The organism is Paenibacillus sp. MMS20-IR301 (assembly GCF_032302195.1).
Taxonomy (GTDB): Bacteria; Bacillota; Bacilli; order Paenibacillales; family Paenibacillaceae; genus Paenibacillus_AQ.
The window spans coordinates 2,349,460-2,367,612 of the sequence record NZ_CP135275.1 but is presented as its reverse complement, the minus strand read 5'-3'; the positions used below and the strand labels follow the sequence as shown (position 1 = coordinate 2,367,612).

The following is an 18,153-nucleotide window of genomic DNA, read 5'->3' as shown; positions in this document are numbered from 1 at the left end:
ATAGAGCAGAGGAAGGCAGGACCGTGAGCGCAGGCTGCCGGTGCTGTCTTTCTTTTTGAGATGAAACTTTGTAAGCTATTGCCGGTTGCCGGAAGGTTTATGCTAAAATGGGGGTATACACTTGCTGGTAAAAAGGATGGCTGATATGCAGAAGTGGCATCATATTTTTCATAAAAGCACAGGTCTCAGCCCTTATGTGTGGGTTGTTTTTTACATTCTTCCTTTCTATTCGATTATCCGTTCCGCCTCGCCTGACCGCTGGGTGTACGGAATTATTATGATCATCGTCTACTTCGCCTGCTATGTGCTGGCGTTCAAGTCGAGAGGCTGGGTTGTCTATTTCTGGACCAGTGTGCAGATTGTAGTCTCGATCACGATGACGCTGATGTTCGGGTATATGTACTTTGCCCTGTTCCTGGCATTCTTCATCGGCAATATCCAGAAGCGGGCCGGCTTCTTCACCCTGTATACGATTCATCTGCTGACTACAATTGTTGCGATCAACTATGAGCTGATTACGCGGAATCCGGTATTTCTCTCCCAGCTGCCGTTTGTACTGGTCAGTATTATTGCTGTCGTACTGCTTCCGGTCACTACCTACAACCGCAATAACCAGGATAAGCTGCAGGGGCAGCTGGAGGATGCCAACAAGCGCATCTCCGAGCTGGTCATTATGGAGGAGCGCCAGCGCATCTCACGTGATCTGCATGATACGCTGGGCCAGCGCCTGTCGCTGATCGGCCTCAAAAGTGATCTCGCCGGCAAGCTGATTACCAAGAATCCGGCACAGGCGCTGATAGAAATTAATGATGTCCGGATGACGGCCAGAAGCGCGCTTAAGGAAGTGCGGGAAATGATTACCCAGATGCGCGGAATCCGGCTTGAGGATGAGCTGAGCCGTGTCCGCCAGCTTCTTCAGGCAGCGGAGATTGATTACATGCTTGAGGGCGATCCTATCCTGAGCAACACCTCGCTGATTACGGAGAACGTACTGAGCATGTGCCTGAAGGAAGCGGTGAACAATGTGGTCAAGCATAGCGGCGCTTCGCTCTGCTGTATCCGGATTGAGCCGTCCCGGACGGATCTGGTCCTGCAGGTGAAGGATAATGGCGGAGGCATCGAAGGCGCCAATCTCTATCATAAAGGCCACGGCCTGCAGGGGATGAGAGAGCGGCTTGAATTCGTTAACGGCTGTATGGATGTGGTGCGTGATGAGGGAACTACGATAGTCATTAAAGTGCCTAATGTGACTCAGCGGCCGGAAATGGAGGTTAATGCCCAATGATCAAGATTGTGATTGCCGAAGATCAGCGGATGCTGCTCGGGGCGCTGTCTGCCCTGCTGGATCTGGAGGAGGATATGAAGGTGGTGGGCCGCGCAGGCAACGGGGAAGAGGCGGTGAAGCTGGTGAAGCAGCATCAGCCGGATATCTGCATTATGGATATTGAGATGCCGGCCATGAGCGGTCTGGAAGCGGCGGAAGCACTGAAGGGCTCCGGCTGCAAAATTATGATTCTGACCACGTTCGCCCGGACCGGTTATTTCGAGCGTGCGGTCAAAGCAGGGGTGGATGCCTATCTGCTCAAAGACAGCCCGAGCGAGGAGCTGGCACTGTCGATCCGCAGTGTAATGGACGGCAGGCGGATGTATGCCCCCGAGCTGATGGATGAGGCTTACAGCAACGAAGCCAATCCCTTGACACAGCGCGAGAAGGAAGTGCTCGGCCTGATTGCGGACGGCAAGAACACAAAGGAGATTGCCAGCCAGCTGTACATTACTACCGGCACGGTCCGCAACTATATTTCGGTGATTCTGGACAAGCTCGATGTCGGCAACCGGATTGAGGCGATTACGCGATTTAAGGAGAAGGGCTGGTTCAAGTAATTTAACCTGATTATGAAGGATATTCTTTTAAGCGAACAGCGGCTGTCCCCCGGGCGGCCGTTTCTTTGCGTTTCATCTGTATGAAAATCTCTGCTGGCGCATATTTTCCTATAGGCATAGGTCCTTTTTCCTGATTATTCCACGTGATCCGTTGCGGCATTGGACCGGAGCCTTATTTTTGCTAAGATGAATGCAAACATGTGATCTTATCCTGTGGAAATGGGTAATAACATGCATGTGCCGTATCTGCACTATTATTAATGCTGTATACATCCTAATTCAGCCGGGAGGAATCTGATTTGCCTGAACTTACTTCATCATACGTTGATTCACTAGCACCCAATGCTGCGGCTATGAAGAACGGCCAGGGACTGGTCCGCAAAAAAAGCTTCACCGAGCTTCACCAGTCTGACGGCGGTGAGCTGCTGTTCGGCAAGTGTGCGGGGAGCGGTAAGACACCCTACGAATGCTCTGCAGATTTCATTACGCCGGAGAGCCCGGTATTCCGCTGCAGCTGCCCGAGCCGCCAGTTCCCCTGCAAGCATGCGCTGGGTCTGCTCTACGCCTTTGTAGAGGGCCAGACATTCAGTCCGGCTCCTGTTCCGGAGGATATCGCCGGCAAGCGTGAAAAGGCAGAGAAGCGGGAAGAGAACAAAGCGAAGGCTGCCGCTGAAGGCGAACCGGCCAAACCCAAGAAGGTCAACAAATCCGCGCTTAAGAAAAAAATCTCGGCCCAGCTCGAAGGGCTGGATCTGCTGGAGAAGCTGGTGCTGTCCTTCGTCCGCAGCGGCTTGTCTACCCTTGACCGCTCAGCGGCGAAGACGGTTCAGGAGCAGGTGAAGCAGCTCGGGAACTATTATCTGTCCGGTGCCCAGATTGAGCTGCGCCGCTTCTCCATTCTGATGTTCAGCGGCAAGGATCAGGAGCAGAACTATACATATGCGGTGGAGCAGCTGACCCGGCTCCACGCGTTCATCAAGAAGGGCCGGGCATATCTGCTGGCCCGGAGCGAGGACCCGGAGCTGGCGCTCGATCATGAATCGACCATTGACGAGTGGCTGGGCCATGCCTGGCAGCTGAGTGAGCTGAAGGAGTACGGGCTGGTGAAGGAAGGCGGCGAGCTGCTGCAGCTGGCCTTCTACAGCTTCGATGATACAGCCCGCCAGGAGTTTGTCGATCTCGGATATTGGCTGGATCTGACGGCTGAAGGGGGAGAGATCCGCCGTACGCTGAACTACCGGCCGTACAAGGCTGCGAAGCTGATGCGTGAGGACGACAGCTTCTTCGAGATTGCTGTGGTTCCGCAGGTCTATACCTATCCCGGGGATATGAATGCTCGCATCCGGTTTGAGGCGCTGACGCCAAGACCAGTGCAGGCTGCAGATATTGAACGGGCAGCTGCTCAGGCTCACCGCTCCTACGCGGACGTAATTAAGAAGGTGAAGAATCAGATCAAGAATCCGCTCAGCGACAAGCTGCCGGTCCTGCTGCTGCATGCCGCCAGCCTCGGTATCACGGAGAGCGGACAATATGTAATCACAGACGAATCCGGCAGCCAGCTGGTGCTCGCGGATATCCCGTCGCTGCCGCAGGGAACGGTGCATCTGCTGCCGTTTCTGCCGGCGAACGCCCAGATGGACAGCTATATTCTGGTGATGTTCGAGCATAATCTGGACCAGGGCCGGCTTACCGCACAGCCGCTTACAGTCATTAAGGACGATGAGGTTATCAGGCTGCTGTATTAATAGCCTGACTGATTGAGCAATAGTCTGCCGGTAAGTAAAAATATCAAGTTTACTCATATAGGAGGATAATCCATGAGCACAGCGTTATTACAGGAGCTGCATCAGGAGTTTCGAAGACTGTATATTGCCGGAAGCGAGCTGGCGGCCGGAGATTTCCGCCTGAAGCGGCTGCTGCCGCAGTTTCAGCAGCTGGGGGAGCGCTCCCCGGTCTTTAAAAAGCTGGGTGAAGGAGTAGCTTCATTAATTGAACCGGCAGCAGCAGGAGGAACGCCGGGCGTACAATTGCAGGAGCTTACACTGCTGCTGGAGTCCGTCCTCTACACTCAGGGAATTACGGCTGTTGAAGGAACCCCCGGACCTCTGCCTCCCCGGAGCTTTACCCTGAAGACGAATCAGTCTTACCGGAAGCTGGCTGCGGTGCAGCAGGCACTGGGTACCACCGGAAGCGGCAGGTATGAGCTCGTCATTGACGCCTTCAAAGCGGGCGTATTTCAGGATCTGCGGCTGCTGCCGCTGGCAGTGTCCGCCTTGAATGACCCGTATTCAGAGCTCGCTGATTTCGCGATGACGGATATTCTGCCCTCTTACGGACCGGAGATTGCCGTGTACCTGCTTGAGAGCTTTGATCCGGCGGGCGGGCGCGCTGAAGTCCGCAAGCTTGAGGTCATTGGCAAGGTAGGCGGCGAAGCTTACCTGGAGAAGATTTTTACTGCCGCAGAAAGCGGCAGTGAAGAAGTAAGGAAGGCAGCCATGAAGTGGCTTGCAGGTCATGAGCAGTACACGCCTGCACTGCTGGAGTGGTCTGCGGACAAGAAGAAGGGCATCCGTGAAGCGGCTTATTCCGCACTGGCAGCAGGCGGTTCACCGGAGGGCGCAGACCGGCTGGTTGAGGCGTTCCGGAAGAAGAAAGACCGTGAGATGGTGGCCTGGGTGCTGGCAGCCGGCCCTTCCCCGGAAGTATCCGCCAGGCTCTCGGACCTGTTCATGGAGGAGCTGCAGAATGCTCCCCGGGACAATGCCGACAAGAAGCTGACGGATGCGGCCTGGAATGATATTTCCCCGTTCGTAACCGCGCTGCGCCGGGTGCGGACCACCCGGCTTGATGAAATCTACAGCTATGTAATCCGGGAATCCCCCCGGTTCTCATCGCTGGGCTGGTTCCCGTTCATTGAAGAGGCGGCTCTCTATAAAGAGGGGACGCCGGACGGAGCGGCCCTGGAGGAGCTGGAAGCGCTGGAGAAGCTGAGCGTCCGCTTCCTGCCGAATTTCTTCCGTGCCGCCCAGCAGACCATGACGCCGAAGGAGCTGTTTAACCGCTTTGGCGGAACGTTTATGGATAAGCTGAAATCCTTGGTGAAAAAGGATGTCAAGGATGCCGCGCAGCGCTCCCAGCTGCTGATCCATAGTATTGAGGAGCAGGTTATGTATACCCGGCACTCCACTTATGAGGCACCGTGGGAGCCTGCGAGATTATGGGGCCAATATGTCAAGGAGCTGCGTCCGGAAGCTGAGCTTGCCGCTTCATGGGACTCCCGGTGGCTGGACTGGTTCATCCAGCATGATGCCGTGTATCTGGTATGTGCCTTTGCCCGGCGGGATCATCCGGGCGCCCGCAGTTATCTGCTCGGCAAGCTGCAGGAGCTGCAGGGGCGGCTTAGAAATGAATATATCCCTTACTTATTCGTCGGGCTGGAGCGTGCCGGGGCAGCGGAGCCGGAACGCCTTGAACTGCTTATGCAAGAGCTGGAGAATACGAAGACCTTTAATTTATATGTCTTTGATTTCTATTTGTTCAGCCTGATGGAGCGTTTCCCTTCCGGTTATGTAAGCAGGCTGGAAGCCATTCTTCCCAAATTCAGATATGATTGCCGGCAGCAGCTGGAATACATCCTGAACCGCTTACGGAATACGCAGCAGCAATAGGAACCGCAGTTCACTGCAGCAGTTAGACCATAGATCTGTAAGATAAGGAGAGGTATACATGTCAATGGAACAAGGTCAGCTTCAGGATTATATGCGTTTGCCCGCTGAGGTTCTGTACCGGGAGGAGCTTGAGGCCCTCCGTAAAGAGGATACAGGACGGATTCCGGCAGGATGGCAGATGTCGCCGCGCTCGGTGTTAACCTTCATTGCGGGGGGCATGGCGGGCAAGACCGTGATTACCCCGAAATATATCGGCAATACCCGGCTGATTGAAATGGCTGTCGCCACGCTGGTCACGGACCGGGCACTGCTGCTGATCGGTGAGCCGGGGACGGCCAAATCCTGGCTGTCGGAGAATCTGGCCGCCGCCATCTATGGCAATTCGGGAATGGTTGTGCAGGGAACAGCCGGAACAAGTGAGGAGCATGTGCGTTATTCCTGGAACTATGCCATGCTCCTTGCGAACGGGCCGACGCCGGAGGCGCTGGTGAAGAGTCCGATTATGCGGGCGATGGAGGACGGCGGCATCGCCCGGTTCGAAGAGATTTCCCGCTGCGCCTCGGAGGTGCAGGACGCGCTGATCTCCATTCTCTCGGAGAAGACCATTTCTGTACCGGAGCTTGGCAAGGAGACCAGCGCCCGCAAGGGGTTCTCAATTATTGCCACCGCCAATACGCGGGACCGCGGAGTGAATGAGATGTCAGCGGCGCTTAAGCGGCGTTTCAATATTATCGTGCTGCCTGCACCGTCTGACCTGGAGACGGAGCTGTCCATTGTGAAGAAGCGGGTTGCCGAAATCGCTGCCTCCTATGAGCTGCAGGCTGCCGTTCCGGCAGATGAAGCGCTGCTGAAGGTGGTTACCATCTTCCGGGAGCTGCGCAGCGGCATGACGCTCGACAAGAAGGAGAAGGTCAAGACGCCGGCGGGTGTTATCTCCACAGCGGAGGCGATCTCCCTGCTGACGAACAGCATGGCGCTGGCTGCCAGCTTTGGCAACGGGGCACTGACTGACGGGGATCTGGCAGCGGGGCTCCAGGGAGCCATTGTCAAGGATGACGATAAGGATAAGCTGGTCTGGAAGGAATATCTCGACAATGTAATGAAGAAAAAAGGTGCAGACTGGCGCGGGCTCTATCAGGCCTGTAAGGAGATGAACGAGTGAGCCGGGCGGCAGCTGCCGGCGTGAATATATTCGGAGTGCGGCATCTGTCTCCGGGCGGTGCGAAGCATGTGCTGGACTATCTGAATGAGCTTCAGCCGACCGCTGTGCTGATTGAAGGCCCCAGTGATGCGACCGGCGAGATCCGGCATCTGACCCACGATGTAACGAAGCCGCCGGTTGCCATCCTGGCCTTTACCGAAGACCTGCCCGTGCGGACGGTATTATGGCCGTTCGCCGTGTATTCCCCGGAATTCCAGGGCATGCAGTGGGCGAAGGAGCACGGGGCGGAGGCGGAATTCATTGATCTGCCTTCCTCTGTCACCCTTGGTCTGCAGGATGCCCTGCGGCAGGATGGCGGAAGCCGTCCGGAGCTGAAGCCGGCAGCCGGAGAGCAGGGGGAGCCGGACGTTGAGGAGATGCAGGCGCCTGAATCAGTCTATACCCGGATAGCGCAGCTCGCCGGAGAGCATGATTACGAGATGTACTGGGAGCGGAATTATGAGCATAACACCAGCAGCGGGTCCTACCGGGCAGCTATCCTGGAATTCTCTGCCCGGATGCGCGAGCTGTCGGAAATCAGGGAGCGCTCGGACCAGCCGCGTGAGTATGCCTACAATGCCCTGCGCGAAGCTTATATGCGGCGGCAGATTCAGCGGAAGATTGCTGAAGGCCATCAGCCGGAGAAGATCGCTGTGATCTGCGGCGCCTATCATGCGGCCGCACTGGAGGATCTTGCATCTGGTATGAGCGACGAAGAGCTGGCAGCACTGCCTTCCCGCAGCACGAAGCTGACGCTGATGCCATATTCGTACTATAAGCTCTCCACCATGTCCGGCTACGGTGCGGGTAACGCCGCTCCGCATTACTATCAGATGATGTGGGAGCTGCTGGAGTCCGGACGGGCAGCGGAGCTGCCGCATCTCTATCTGTCCTCAGTGGCGCGGTATGTCCGCAGCGCCGGAACACACCGCTCAACTGCTGAAGTGATTGAAGCGGTCCGGCTGGCCGAGTCACTGGCAGCGCTGCATGGCGGCAGCGCTCCTACACTGCGCGACCTGCATGATGCCGCGCAGACGCTGCTCGGTCACGGCGACCTGGGCGTTATAGCGGAGCCGCTGGCCCGGGCCGATGTCGGCACAGCCATCGGCAGCCTGGCTGAAGGCGTCAGCCAGACGCCGATTCAGGATGACCTGAACCGGCTGCTGAAGCGCTACAAGCTGGAGAAGTATAAGACCACCGTAGCCAGTGACCTGGCGCTGGATCTCCGGGAGAACCGCCGGGTGTCAAGCAGTGAGGCGGCGTATCTGGACCTGCACCGCTCCGTGCTGTTCCACCGGCTGGTACTGCTCGGCATCAGCTTCGCCCGCAATGTGCCAAGCGGGCAGAAGGGGGCGACCTGGGGGGAGCATTGGGTTATCCAGTGGTCACCGGAGGTGGAGATTCAGGTCGTGGAATCCACTCTGCTCGGGGAGACCATCGAAACCGCCGCAGCGTATGTGCTGCGGGAGAAGCTGCTGGAATGCCACTCGATTACCGAGGCTTCGGCCCTGATCCGCATTGCCTGCCAGTGTGCGATGACCGCGCAGATGGAGGAGAGCACCCGGGTGCTGCAGAGCCTGGCGGTGGACAGCCGCGATGTCGTCGCGATTGCAGAGGCTGCACGCGAGCTGGCAGCGATTATCGGCTTCGGCGATATCCGCAGGGTCGATACCGCCCCGCTTGTGCCGCTGCTGGAGGAGCTGTTCCGGCGCGGCTGCCTGTTCCTGCTGGATGCGAGCGGATGCAACGATGAAGCAGCCGGGCCGATGATCAGCGCGATGAACGAGCTGAACGGCATCTCGCTCGAACATGATGAAATTGCGGACACTACCCTGTGGCTGCAGGAGCTGCTGCAGCTGGCCCAGCGGGATGACCGCAATGCCCGGCTGTCCGGATTCGCCTGCGCGATCCTTATGGAACGGGCAGCGGTCTCGGCCGAAGAGGTGGCGGCGGAAGTCTCCCGCCGCCTGTCGCCCGGGATTCCCGCTGACCTTGGTGCGGGCTGGTTCGAAGGGCTGTCAATGCGCAACCGTTACGGGCTGCTGTCCCGCATGAGCCTGTGGGAGCAGCTGAATGATTATATTAATGCCCTGGATGATGAGGAATTCAAGCGTGCCCTGGTGTTCCTGCGCCGGGCGTTCAGTACCTTCTCCTCCCGGGAGAAGACAATGATCTCCGAGCTGCTGGGTGAGCTATGGGGCGTGAATACTGAGCAGGCGGCAGAGATTCTGACAGGTGAGCTGAAGGAGGAGGAAGCCAAAATGCTGGATGACCTGAATGATTTTGACTTCGGTGACCTGTAGATGGCAGACCATATAACGAATAACGGACCCGGTGCAGCCTTATCCCGCTGGCGGCTGATTCTGGGGCAGGAAGCGGAAACCGCGCTGCAGGGCTACGGGCCGGGCGGCGGCCAGATGCTGAGCGAGGAGGAGCTGATTATGGATGCGGCACTGGCTGCCATCTATAATGAGAGCGGCTCCGGCGGAGCTAACGGGCAATCAGGCTCAAGCGTTAAGGGCAGGGGCTCCGGCTCCGGGCATGCCGCGATTAATCTGTCCAAGTGGCTTGGGGATGTGCGCAGCTTTTTCCCGGAGGATGTAGTTTCGGTGATCCAGAATGATGCGATGGAGCGCAGGGGCTGGAAGCAGCTGCTGTTCGAGCCGGAGCTGCTGGCGGCGGTGAAGCCGGATATTCAGCTGGTCGGAACGCTGCTCGCGCTTAAGGGCAAAATTCCTGAGAAAACCAAGGAAACGGCCAGGATGCTGGTCCAGGCACTCGTGGATGAGCTGGTCAAGCTGCTGGAGACGGATATCCGCCGGGCGGTGACCGGAGCGCTGAACAAGCGGCAGCATTCCCCCTTGCCTTCCCTGAGCGGACTGGACTGGAAACGGACGATTGAGCGCAACCTGAAGCATTATGACGGAGAACGGCGGATGATCATCCCGGAGCGGTTCTTTTACTTCGACCGGGCCCGCCGCAGCAAGGAATGGACGGTAATCGTCGATATTGACCAGAGCGGATCGATGGCCAGCTCGGTCATCTGGGCATCCGTAATCGGCTCCATCTTCGCCAGCATCCCGGCGCTGAGCACCCGTGTGGTAGCTTTTGACACCGAGGTGGTTGACCTGACTGAGCAATGTGCGAATGATCCCGTAGATATGCTGTTCGGTATTCAGCTGGGTGGCGGTACGGATATTCACAAGTCGGTGAAATACTGTGAGCAGTTCATCGAAGAGCCGAAGAAGACGCTGTTCATCATCGTGTCTGATCTGTATGAGAACGGCAACCAGGCCGGGCTGGTCCGGCGGATGCGGGACCTGCGCGAATCAGGCGTGCGGACGATGACGCTGCTGGCGCTCTCCGATGAAGGCAAGCCTTCCTACGATGAGCGGCTGGCTGCCCAGCTTACCCGGGACGGAACCCCGTGCTTTGCCTGTACTCCGGCACTTCTGCCGGTTCTGGTCGAAGGCGCACTGAAGGGCCAGGATCTTAGTGAGCTGGCGAAAAGGCTGGGGATGTCACGGTAATTTCTGGCGAACAGGAAACACTTACTTTACAATCACATATTGTGTAACATGCATATATCATTTATAATCGGTTATTAAAAAGCACCTATCGCTAGGCGCTGCCTGAAAGGAAATGAATTTCTTATGTCAAGTAAGTTGAGAGCGGGTATTGTTGGCGGCACCGGTATGGTCGGCCAGCGTTTCATTGCACTACTCGAGAATCATCCCTGGTTTCAGGTAACGGCGATTGCGGCAAGCGCGAATTCCGCAGGCAAGACGTACGAAGAGTCCGTGCAGGGCAGATGGAAGCTGGCCACCCCTATGCCTGAAGCTGTTAAGAGCATCATGGTACAGGATGCCTCCAAGGTGGAGGAAGTGTCAGCGGATGTCGATCTGATCTTCTGTGCAGTTGATATGAAGAAAGAAGAAATCAAGGCACTGGAAGAAGCTTACGCGCGCACCGGAACTCCGGTTATCTCCAACAACTCGGCGCACCGCTGGACCCCGGACGTTCCAATGGTCATTCCTGAGATTAATCCGGAGCATCTTGAGGTTATTGCCCAGCAGCGTAAACGTCTCGGAACAGAAACCGGATTCATCGCGGTTAAGCCGAACTGCTCCATTCAGAGCTACATGCCTACTCTGCATGCGCTGCATGACTTCAAGCCTTCGCGGGTTGTAGTGACGACTTACCAGGCGATTTCCGGAGCAGGCAAGACCTTTGCCGATTGGCCGGATATGGTGGATAACGTCATTCCGTTCATCGGCGGTGAAGAAGAGAAGAGTGAGCAGGAGCCGCTGCGGATTTGGGGCAAGGTAACGGATGAGGGGATTGTCAAAAGCGAGCAGCCGGTAATCACAACACAGTGTATCCGTGTACCTGTAGCTGACGGCCATATGGCCGCGGTATTCGCCTCTTTTGAACAGAAGCCTTCCAAGGAAGAGATTCTGGAACGCTGGAACAGCTTCCAGGGACGCCCGCAACAGCTGGGGCTGCCGAGTGCGCCTAAGCAGTTCATCACTTATTTCGAGGAAGAGAACCGTCCGCAGACCCGCTTGGACCGTGATATTGAGCATGGCATGGGGATTTCCGCGGGCCGGCTCCGTGAAGATTCACTGTATGACTACAAGTTCGTCAGCCTGTCCCACAACACTGTCAGAGGTGCTGCGGGCGGAGCGGTTCTGATTGCCGAGCTGCTCAAAGCAGAGGGCTATATTCAGCCTAAATAAGGATTGCGAGCCCTATATATTACTGCCGTAACACAGCCTGCCGGGTATTTCCTGTGCAGGTTGTTTGCGGTTTTACCTGACATTGGGACAGGTTTAATGGTAAGATAGAATAATGCATGACGATAACTGAATACATGACGGAGTGATATTGTGGCAAAGAGCAAAGGCGGCGGTACAGGCAGAGGTACCGGAAGCAAGGGCTGGACCCGCTGGAACAAAACAGCGAAGCCTGTAAAACCGGCAAAGAGCGGACCACCCGGCAGCCGGGGGACTAAAGGTGCCGGAGCAGGGGCAGGTACAGGTGCAGCCAAAGGCGGCAGCGTGAACAAAACCGGAGGCGGCAAATAAGGCAGCCATGTCCCATACATCAATACAGCAACATCTGATTTGTACAGGAATCAGGTGTTCTTTATTATTTGCAGCAGGAAAGCAGGACGACAGATGCGAATTGACAAATATATCAGTGAAACGGGTGTGTACCCGCGCAGGGAGGCAAGCCGCCTGATTGCGGCGGGCCGGATCACCATTAACGGGGCTGTCATCGGAGCGGGGGCCACGGTTGAGCCCGGGGATACTGTAGCGGTTGACGGGACTATATTAAGTCCGGACCGCGGAGACCGGGTCTATCTGGCACTCAACAAACCGGCGGGAATTACCTGTACTGCTGCCCCGCAGGTGGAAGGGAATGTTGTTGATTTCGTGGGTTACAAGTCGCGGATCTTTGCCGTAGGACGGCTGGACAAGCAGTCGGAGGGCCTGCTGCTTATGACCAATGATGGAGCTATTGTTAACCGGATCATGCGTTCCGAGCATGGGCATGAGAAGGAATATCATGTTACTGTAGATAAGCCGGTGACGGATGATTTTCTGCAGGAGATGTCTGAAGGTGTAGAGATTCTTGATACCCGGACCAAGCCGTGCTTCACACGCAGGATCTCGGATAAGGAGTTTGCGATTATTTTAACCCAGGGACTGAATCTGCAGATCCGCCGGATGTGCAAAGCGCTGGGATACCGTGTGCTCCGGCTGGAGCGTGTGCGGATTATGCATCTTACACTCGAGGGGCTGGCGCAAGGGCAATGGAGGCATCTTACCGGTGACGAGCTGGCGGAGCTGCACAGGAGACTGGAAGAGCAGCCGGGTGAGGTGTGAACAAAATCTTCAGGAGGATCAAATGCGAATATTAAGCTTACTTTTAGCGTTAGCGGTTATAGCGGGATGCTCAGGAACAGGCAAAAGAGAGACGGAAGCTGTACAGCCGTCAGGGACAGCAGTATCTTCGGAAGCGACGGCTGTACCAGCCGGGGGACAGGAGAATAACAGCGTTAATGTGCCGGCCGCTGAAGGATTGGAAGAAGAATTACCGGAGGTTTCACCGGAGATTGCAGACAAGTATTCAGGATTCGTACATATGGATGCGGTTCAGTTGAATGGGCAGGTCTACGAAGTATATTACTGGAATAAGGGGGATTTCGCTTTTACGCAGTTTGCGATTGTGAAGAACGGGGACATTGTCTTTGACAGCAAGCGGGCTGACATTTCCACCCAAGGCGGGTACATCTGGAGTGAGGAAGATGAACTGTGGGCAGAAGCGCTGATTCAGAATAACCGGGCCTCCTTCCTGTTTGAACTGGCGGATAACCGTCCTGAAGCTGCCTTCATCGTGGTGGAGGAAATTGACGGTGCCATGCAGGTGACGGTCAATGATAATGTGCTGCTGCAGTATGAGGATACCGATCAGGACGGTGAGGAGGATCTGGTGGCCAGCCCGTATTTCGGGCAGACTCCGCTCGGGCCAGCGCTATATGCTGTGTATGAGCTGCAAGGAACACAGTATGTACCGGACATCCCCCGTACGGAGCAATATGCGGAAGAACAGCTGCAGTTGAAGGAGCTGGATTATAAGAATAATCCCTCAGAGACAACGTTCGAGAGCCTGCTGAGTGCATATCTGGTTCTGGGCCAGCGTAGTGTTGCCCTCTCGCGGTTTGAAGAGTTCTACGAATGGGCCGGGCAGCGTGCCGGAGACGGGGGTTTTGTCGACGAGTACAAGAAGCTTCTGCAGAACAGCGGGACTGCCGGAGAAATTGCCGGATGGATGGGGAAGCTGAAGCCGCTGCGGACTTCGAAGTAATCTGTGGAGATAATAGAGTTAAGGTGTGAGGTTGCCTTGCTCATAGCACGAAAGGGACACCCGGTCAGCTGGTTCACAGCTGCCGGGTGTCCCTTTTTTTTGACAAAATTGCCGGACTTGCTCTGTAACCGTACGTAGCGGAACTCAGGTAGCCGGCCCGTTGGCCAGAAACTGCTTATTATACAAGTCCCTGTACACGCCGTGCTCCGCCAGCAGCGATTCATGCGGTCCTGACTCCACGATAGCCCCGTCCTGAATAACCAGAATCGTATCGGCAGCCATAATGGTCGAAAGGCGGTGGGCGATGACGATACTGGTCTTGCCCTGCAGAAGCTTGTGCATTGCTTGCTGGATATAATACTCGGACACAGTATCCAGCGAAGAGGTAGCCTCATCCATAATAATAACGGGCGGATTCTTCAGCAGCACACGGGCGATGGAGATCCGCTGCTTCTCCCCGCCGGACAGCTTGATTCCCCGGTTGCCGACCATGGTGTCGTACCCGTCAGGCAGCTTCATAATGAAATCATGGATGTACGCAGCCTCGCAGGCGGCAATTATTTCAGGTTCAGTTGCTCCGGCACTGGCATAGAGCAGATTGTCCCGAATGGTTCCGTTGAACAGATAAGTATCCTGGGTGACCAGACCGATCTGCGAGCGCAGCGATTGCAGCGTGAACTCCCGGATATCCGTGCCGCCGATGCGGATGGCACCTGAATCCAGCTCATAGAGCCGCGGAATGAGGTTGGTGATGGTGGTTTTGCCCGCTCCGCTGGGCCCGACAAGCGCAGTCAGTGATCCGGCGGCCGCCGTGAACGAAATTCCCCGCAGAGCCGGTTTACCCGGCTGGTAAGCGAATTCTGCATGATCGAAGACGATGTCCGCCCCATCGGCATTGCCCGGCAGTGCCAGCGGCTGATCGGTAATCAGCGGGTCCATATCGAAATAGTCAAAAATCCGCTCAAACAGCGCCACTGAACGCTTCACATCCACATACAGATTGGTCATTTGCAGTACGGGCCCGTATAGTCTGCCCAGCAATGCGACAAAGGTAATAATAGCCCCGATCGTCAGCTCTCCCTGAATGAATAAGTAGCCCCCGTACAAGTAAATCAGCAGCGGACCGATACTGGTGAAGGTGGTGAGCACCATCATAAACCAGCGGCCGGCCATCGATTCCCGGATCTGCAGGCGTGTAGCCTGGGCATTGACTGTTCTGAAGGCGGACAGCTCCGCTTCTTCCCTGGTGAACAGCTTCATAAGCATATAGCCGCTGAGACTGAGCGTTTCCTGGATGATCTGATTCTGCTCGGAGATTTTCTCCTGGGTTTCCTTGGCGAGCTTCCAGCGTACATTGCCCATTTTGCGGGTCGGCACGATGAAGAGGGGAATCACAAGCACACCCAGCAGGGCGAGCTTCCAGTTCATGAAGAATAAGGTTGCTGCCGTAGAGACGAGAATGAACAGATTGCTGGCAAAATTAACAATCGTGCTGTTAAATACTCCTTGAATACCGGAGATATCACTGGTCATACGGGTGATGACCTCGCCTTGTCTGACACCCGAGAAGAAGGACAGCGGCATGCTCTGCAGATGGCGGTACATCTGGTTTTTCATATCATGGACAATATTTTGCGAGATAAAAGAGTTCAAATAATTCTGCAGTACACCCAGCAGGCCTGACACTACGGTGGTAGCAAGCGAGGCAAGTACAAGCAGGACCAGCAGCTGCAGATTCTTGTCAGGGAGCGCACGGTCAATAATCTGCTGGATCAGAATCGGCGGAAGCAGCCCGAGCACAGCCGAAATGCCCAGCACGAGCATCACGAGCAGGGTCATCTTCCAGTAAGGCAGGAAGTACCGGATGATCCGCAGCAGCAGTGCCTTGGAGATTTCCGGCTGTGCTTCATCATCATCGAATTTTAATTTGCCGTGCCCGGGCCCGCCGAACCCCATAGGACCGAAACCTCTGGACATTATACATCACCAGCTTTATCTGAAGTGGGTATTCATAATGGCTCTCCGGCCGCTCAGGCGCGGATTAAAGCCCTGACGATTATACGCCTGAATCTTCCGGAAGTAAATGTTAAGACCGGGAGATTCTTCTGGATTCACAAAAAGCACCCGCAGTAACGGCGCTTCACGCCTGCTGCGGGTGCTTGTAGAAACGGGCAAAGCTTGATCAGGTTACTCTGCGGCGCTGCCGGTAACTTAAGTCATAAGACGCCTGAAGTTACCGGCAGCGGCAGCGATATCTGCTGCCCCGGCAATAGCGGAGATGACGGAAATTCCGTCCGCTCCAGCCTTGAGCACCGGCAAAGCATTGTCCAGGGTGATACCGCCGATGCCGACAAGCGGAATCTGAAGGCCGCTGCTGCGGAGCTGTTCAATGACAGCGGTCCCTTGAACGGCTTCCGCATCTTCCTTGGAGGAAGTGGGATACACCGGACCGATTCCGAGATAATCAGCTCCGTCAGCAATAGCCTGCTGCGCTTCCGCAAGATTATGGGCGGATACGCCGATGATCTTCTGCCCGCCAAGCCGCTGGCGGATCTCGGCAGCGGGCAGATCATCCTGGCCGGCATGGACGCCGTCCGCATCCAGGGCCAACGCCAGCTCCAGATCATCGTTCACGATGAACGGGATGGAGTGCCCGCGGCAGATGTGCCGGAGCTGCGCACCCAGCTCGAGCCGTGCAGAGCCGGTAAGTGCTCCTGCACCTTTCTCGCGGAACTGGAACAGGGTAATGCCTCCGGCTGCCGCTGCTGACAGGGTATCGGCCGGAGACCGGCGGCAGTTCACGCTGCCGGCAATGAAATAGACCTGCAGGAGGCTGCGCATGTCCTCCCGGCTAATCCGGCTCATGGCTGGTCCCCCCTTAAGCTGCGGCGCTTGCCGTAAGCAAAATGATTGGTCGGGCCGTGGCCGGCCCCGAGATTCAGGCTGTCTTCGATAGCCGCCTGGATAAAGGCCTTGGCAGTATGAACAGCCTGCTGCATATTATAGCCCAGCGCCAGCCCGGCCGTCAGTGCAGCCGAATAAGTACAGCCGGTTCCATGCGTATGCCGGGTCTCGATCCGCGGGCTGGTCATATACTGGAATTCCCGGCCGTCATAGAGCAGATCGACCACCTCACTGCCTTCCGGAGCATGTCCGCCCTTCAGAACGATATATTGCGGTCCCATCTGATACAGCAGCCGTGCTGCCTGTTCCCTGTCATTCATCTTGCCGATCTTCATCCCGGTCAGAATCTCAGCTTCAGGAAGGTTAGGGGTCAGCACCTGTGCCAGAGGAAGCAGGGAAGCGATCAGGGCCTGCACAGCTTCCTGCAGCAGCAGCGGAGACCCGCCCTTGGCGACCATTACCGGATCAATGACCAGCCGGTCCTGCCAGCCGTATTCTTGTACCTTCCGGGCTGCTGTAATGATGATCTCACTGCTGAACAGCATGCCGGTCTTCACGGCATCCGGCGGCAGATCACTGCCGACTGAGTCCAACTGCGTCCCGACGGCTTCAGGGCTGAGCGGGTATACCGCTTGAACTCCGAGGGTGTTCTGGGCGGTGACTGCAGTAAGCGCGGACATTCCGTATACGCCGAGCTCCTGAAAGGTCTTCAGATCGGCCTGAATGCCTGCGCCGCCGCCGCTGTCGGAGCCGGCAATCGTCAATGCTGTGCGGGTATTTGTCATCGGGTAAGCTCCTTTGTAGTTACAAGGTTCATTGTACGAGCAGCTGCAGGCGTGACCGGCTGCTGTAGATCTCCGGTGTCACCAGGGCCAGCTGATTAAGGAAGCCGGTCTGGAAGCTGCCGGGACCCTGGCCTTCTGCCGCTTCAGCAGCAAGTTCGGCAGCAACCCCGTAGAAGGAGAGGGCTTCGGCAGCAGCCTCAAGGGCATCCCCGCCGCTTACGGCCAGAAAAGCCCCGACCACAGCACTGAGCAGACAGCCGGTTCCTGTAACCTTGGTCAGGATGGAATGTCCGTTACTGGCGATATAGGTACGGGTACCGTCCGAGATGATATCTTCTTTGCCGGTAATAATGACTACGCAGTTCAGCTTCCGCGCAGCCTTGACCGCCAAAGCGATTACGTCGCCTTCGCCTTCCCCGGCATCCACACCTTTGCTGCTCCACTGCTCTCCGGCCACATTGGCTACTTCAGCCACATTGCCGCGCAGAGCGGTAAGCTGCAGCACCTCCAGCAGTTTTGCAGTCACTTCCGTACGGTATGGCGTAGCTCCGGCACCGACCGGATCGAGGACAAGCGGCACCTTGTGCCGGTTCGCAGCCTGCCCGGCAGTGATCATCGCTGCGATGGCAGCTTCATTCAGCGTGCCGATATTCAGCACGACGGCGCCGGACATTGCAGCTACATCTGCTACCTCTTCCGGTGCATCCGCCATGAAGGGGGAAGCCCCCAGCGCCAGCAGCCCGTTCGCGGTGAAGTTGGCCACCACGATATTCGTAATATTATGTACAAGCGGATTCGCCTGCCGTACCTTCGTTATAAATGACATGATTATTCCTCC

General features: G+C 56.5%; 15 protein-coding genes. 11 read left to right on the top strand and 4 right to left on the bottom strand.

The annotated features are described in order from the left end of the window. Positions 1-145: 145 nt before the first annotated feature. The 11 genes from LOS79_RS10490 (at position 146) to LOS79_RS10440 (ending at position 13,626) form a co-directional block, all read left to right on the top strand. The gene (locus LOS79_RS10490) at positions 146-1,285 is read left to right on the top strand and encodes a sensor histidine kinase (RefSeq protein WP_315422134.1); all 1,140 of its coding nucleotides are present in this window, start codon (positions 146-148) and stop codon (positions 1,283-1,285) included. Further along, a complete protein-coding gene (locus LOS79_RS10485) occupies positions 1,282-1,884 on the top strand; it encodes a response regulator transcription factor (RefSeq protein ID WP_315419103.1) in 603 nt (200 codons plus the stop codon). The genes LOS79_RS10490 and LOS79_RS10485 overlap by 4 nt, the downstream gene beginning before the upstream one ends. A 299-nt stretch (positions 1,885-2,183) precedes the next feature. After that, positions 2,184-3,629: an SWIM zinc finger family protein gene (locus LOS79_RS10480; protein WP_315419101.1), complete on the top strand. Its 1,446-nt coding sequence runs from the start codon at positions 2,184-2,186 to the stop codon at positions 3,627-3,629. Between the two features lie 72 nt (positions 3,630-3,701). Next, entirely contained in the window at positions 3,702-5,552 is a 1,851-nt protein-coding gene (locus LOS79_RS10475) for a HEAT repeat domain-containing protein (protein ID WP_315419098.1), read from the top strand. Positions 5,553-5,610: 58 nt separating this feature from the next. Then, on the top strand, positions 5,611-6,714 hold the full coding sequence (locus LOS79_RS10470; protein WP_315419096.1) for an AAA family ATPase: 1,104 nt from the start codon (positions 5,611-5,613) through the stop codon (positions 6,712-6,714). Then, a complete protein-coding gene (locus tag LOS79_RS10465; protein ID WP_315419094.1) occupies positions 6,711-9,056 on the top strand; it encodes a DUF5682 family protein in 2,346 nt (781 codons plus the stop codon). The genes LOS79_RS10470 and LOS79_RS10465 overlap by 4 nt, the downstream gene beginning before the upstream one ends. Further along, complete coding sequence (locus LOS79_RS10460) at positions 9,057-10,283, top strand: VWA domain-containing protein (RefSeq protein WP_315419092.1); 1,227 nt, start codon at positions 9,057-9,059, stop codon at positions 10,281-10,283. It abuts the gene before it with no gap. A gap of 123 nt (positions 10,284-10,406) precedes the next feature. After that, positions 10,407-11,492, top strand: a complete 1,086-nt coding sequence (asd, locus tag LOS79_RS10455) for an aspartate-semialdehyde dehydrogenase (protein ID WP_315419090.1) — start codon at positions 10,407-10,409, stop codon at positions 11,490-11,492. A 147-nt stretch (positions 11,493-11,639) separates the two neighbouring features. Further along, positions 11,640-11,840 carry a DUF3934 family protein gene (locus LOS79_RS10450; protein WP_315422131.1) on the top strand — a complete coding sequence of 67 codons (201 nt, stop codon included), beginning with the start codon at positions 11,640-11,642 and terminating at the stop codon, positions 11,838-11,840. Between the two features lie 93 nt (positions 11,841-11,933). Then, positions 11,934-12,644 (top strand): pseudouridine synthase, encoded by a 711-nt coding sequence (locus tag LOS79_RS10445; RefSeq protein ID WP_315419087.1) that lies wholly within the window; start codon positions 11,934-11,936, stop codon positions 12,642-12,644. Between the two features lie 22 nt (positions 12,645-12,666). Beyond that, a complete protein-coding gene (locus LOS79_RS10440) occupies positions 12,667-13,626 on the top strand; it encodes a hypothetical protein (RefSeq protein ID WP_315419085.1) in 960 nt (319 codons plus the stop codon). 144 nt (positions 13,627-13,770) lie between these two features. Here LOS79_RS10440 and LOS79_RS10435 read toward each other — a convergent pair whose 3' ends face one another. The 4 genes from LOS79_RS10435 to thiM form a co-directional block, all read right to left on the bottom strand. Next, positions 13,771-15,603, bottom strand: coding sequence for an ABC transporter ATP-binding protein (locus LOS79_RS10435; RefSeq protein ID WP_315419082.1), 1,833 nt, complete (start codon positions 15,601-15,603; stop codon positions 13,771-13,773). Between the two features lie 234 nt (positions 15,604-15,837). Continuing rightward, a complete protein-coding gene (gene thiE / locus LOS79_RS10430) occupies positions 15,838-16,491 on the bottom strand; it encodes a thiamine phosphate synthase (protein ID WP_315419080.1) in 654 nt (217 codons plus the stop codon). Continuing rightward, on the bottom strand, positions 16,488-17,315 hold the full coding sequence (thiD, locus tag LOS79_RS10425) for a bifunctional hydroxymethylpyrimidine kinase/phosphomethylpyrimidine kinase (RefSeq protein ID WP_315419078.1): 828 nt from the start codon (positions 17,313-17,315) through the stop codon (positions 16,488-16,490). The genes thiE and thiD overlap by 4 nt, the downstream gene beginning before the upstream one ends. 28 nt (positions 17,316-17,343) lie before the next feature. Next, positions 17,344-18,141, bottom strand: a complete 798-nt coding sequence (gene thiM, locus LOS79_RS10420; protein WP_315419076.1) for a hydroxyethylthiazole kinase — start codon at positions 18,139-18,141, stop codon at positions 17,344-17,346. Positions 18,142-18,153: the final 12 nt, after the last annotated feature.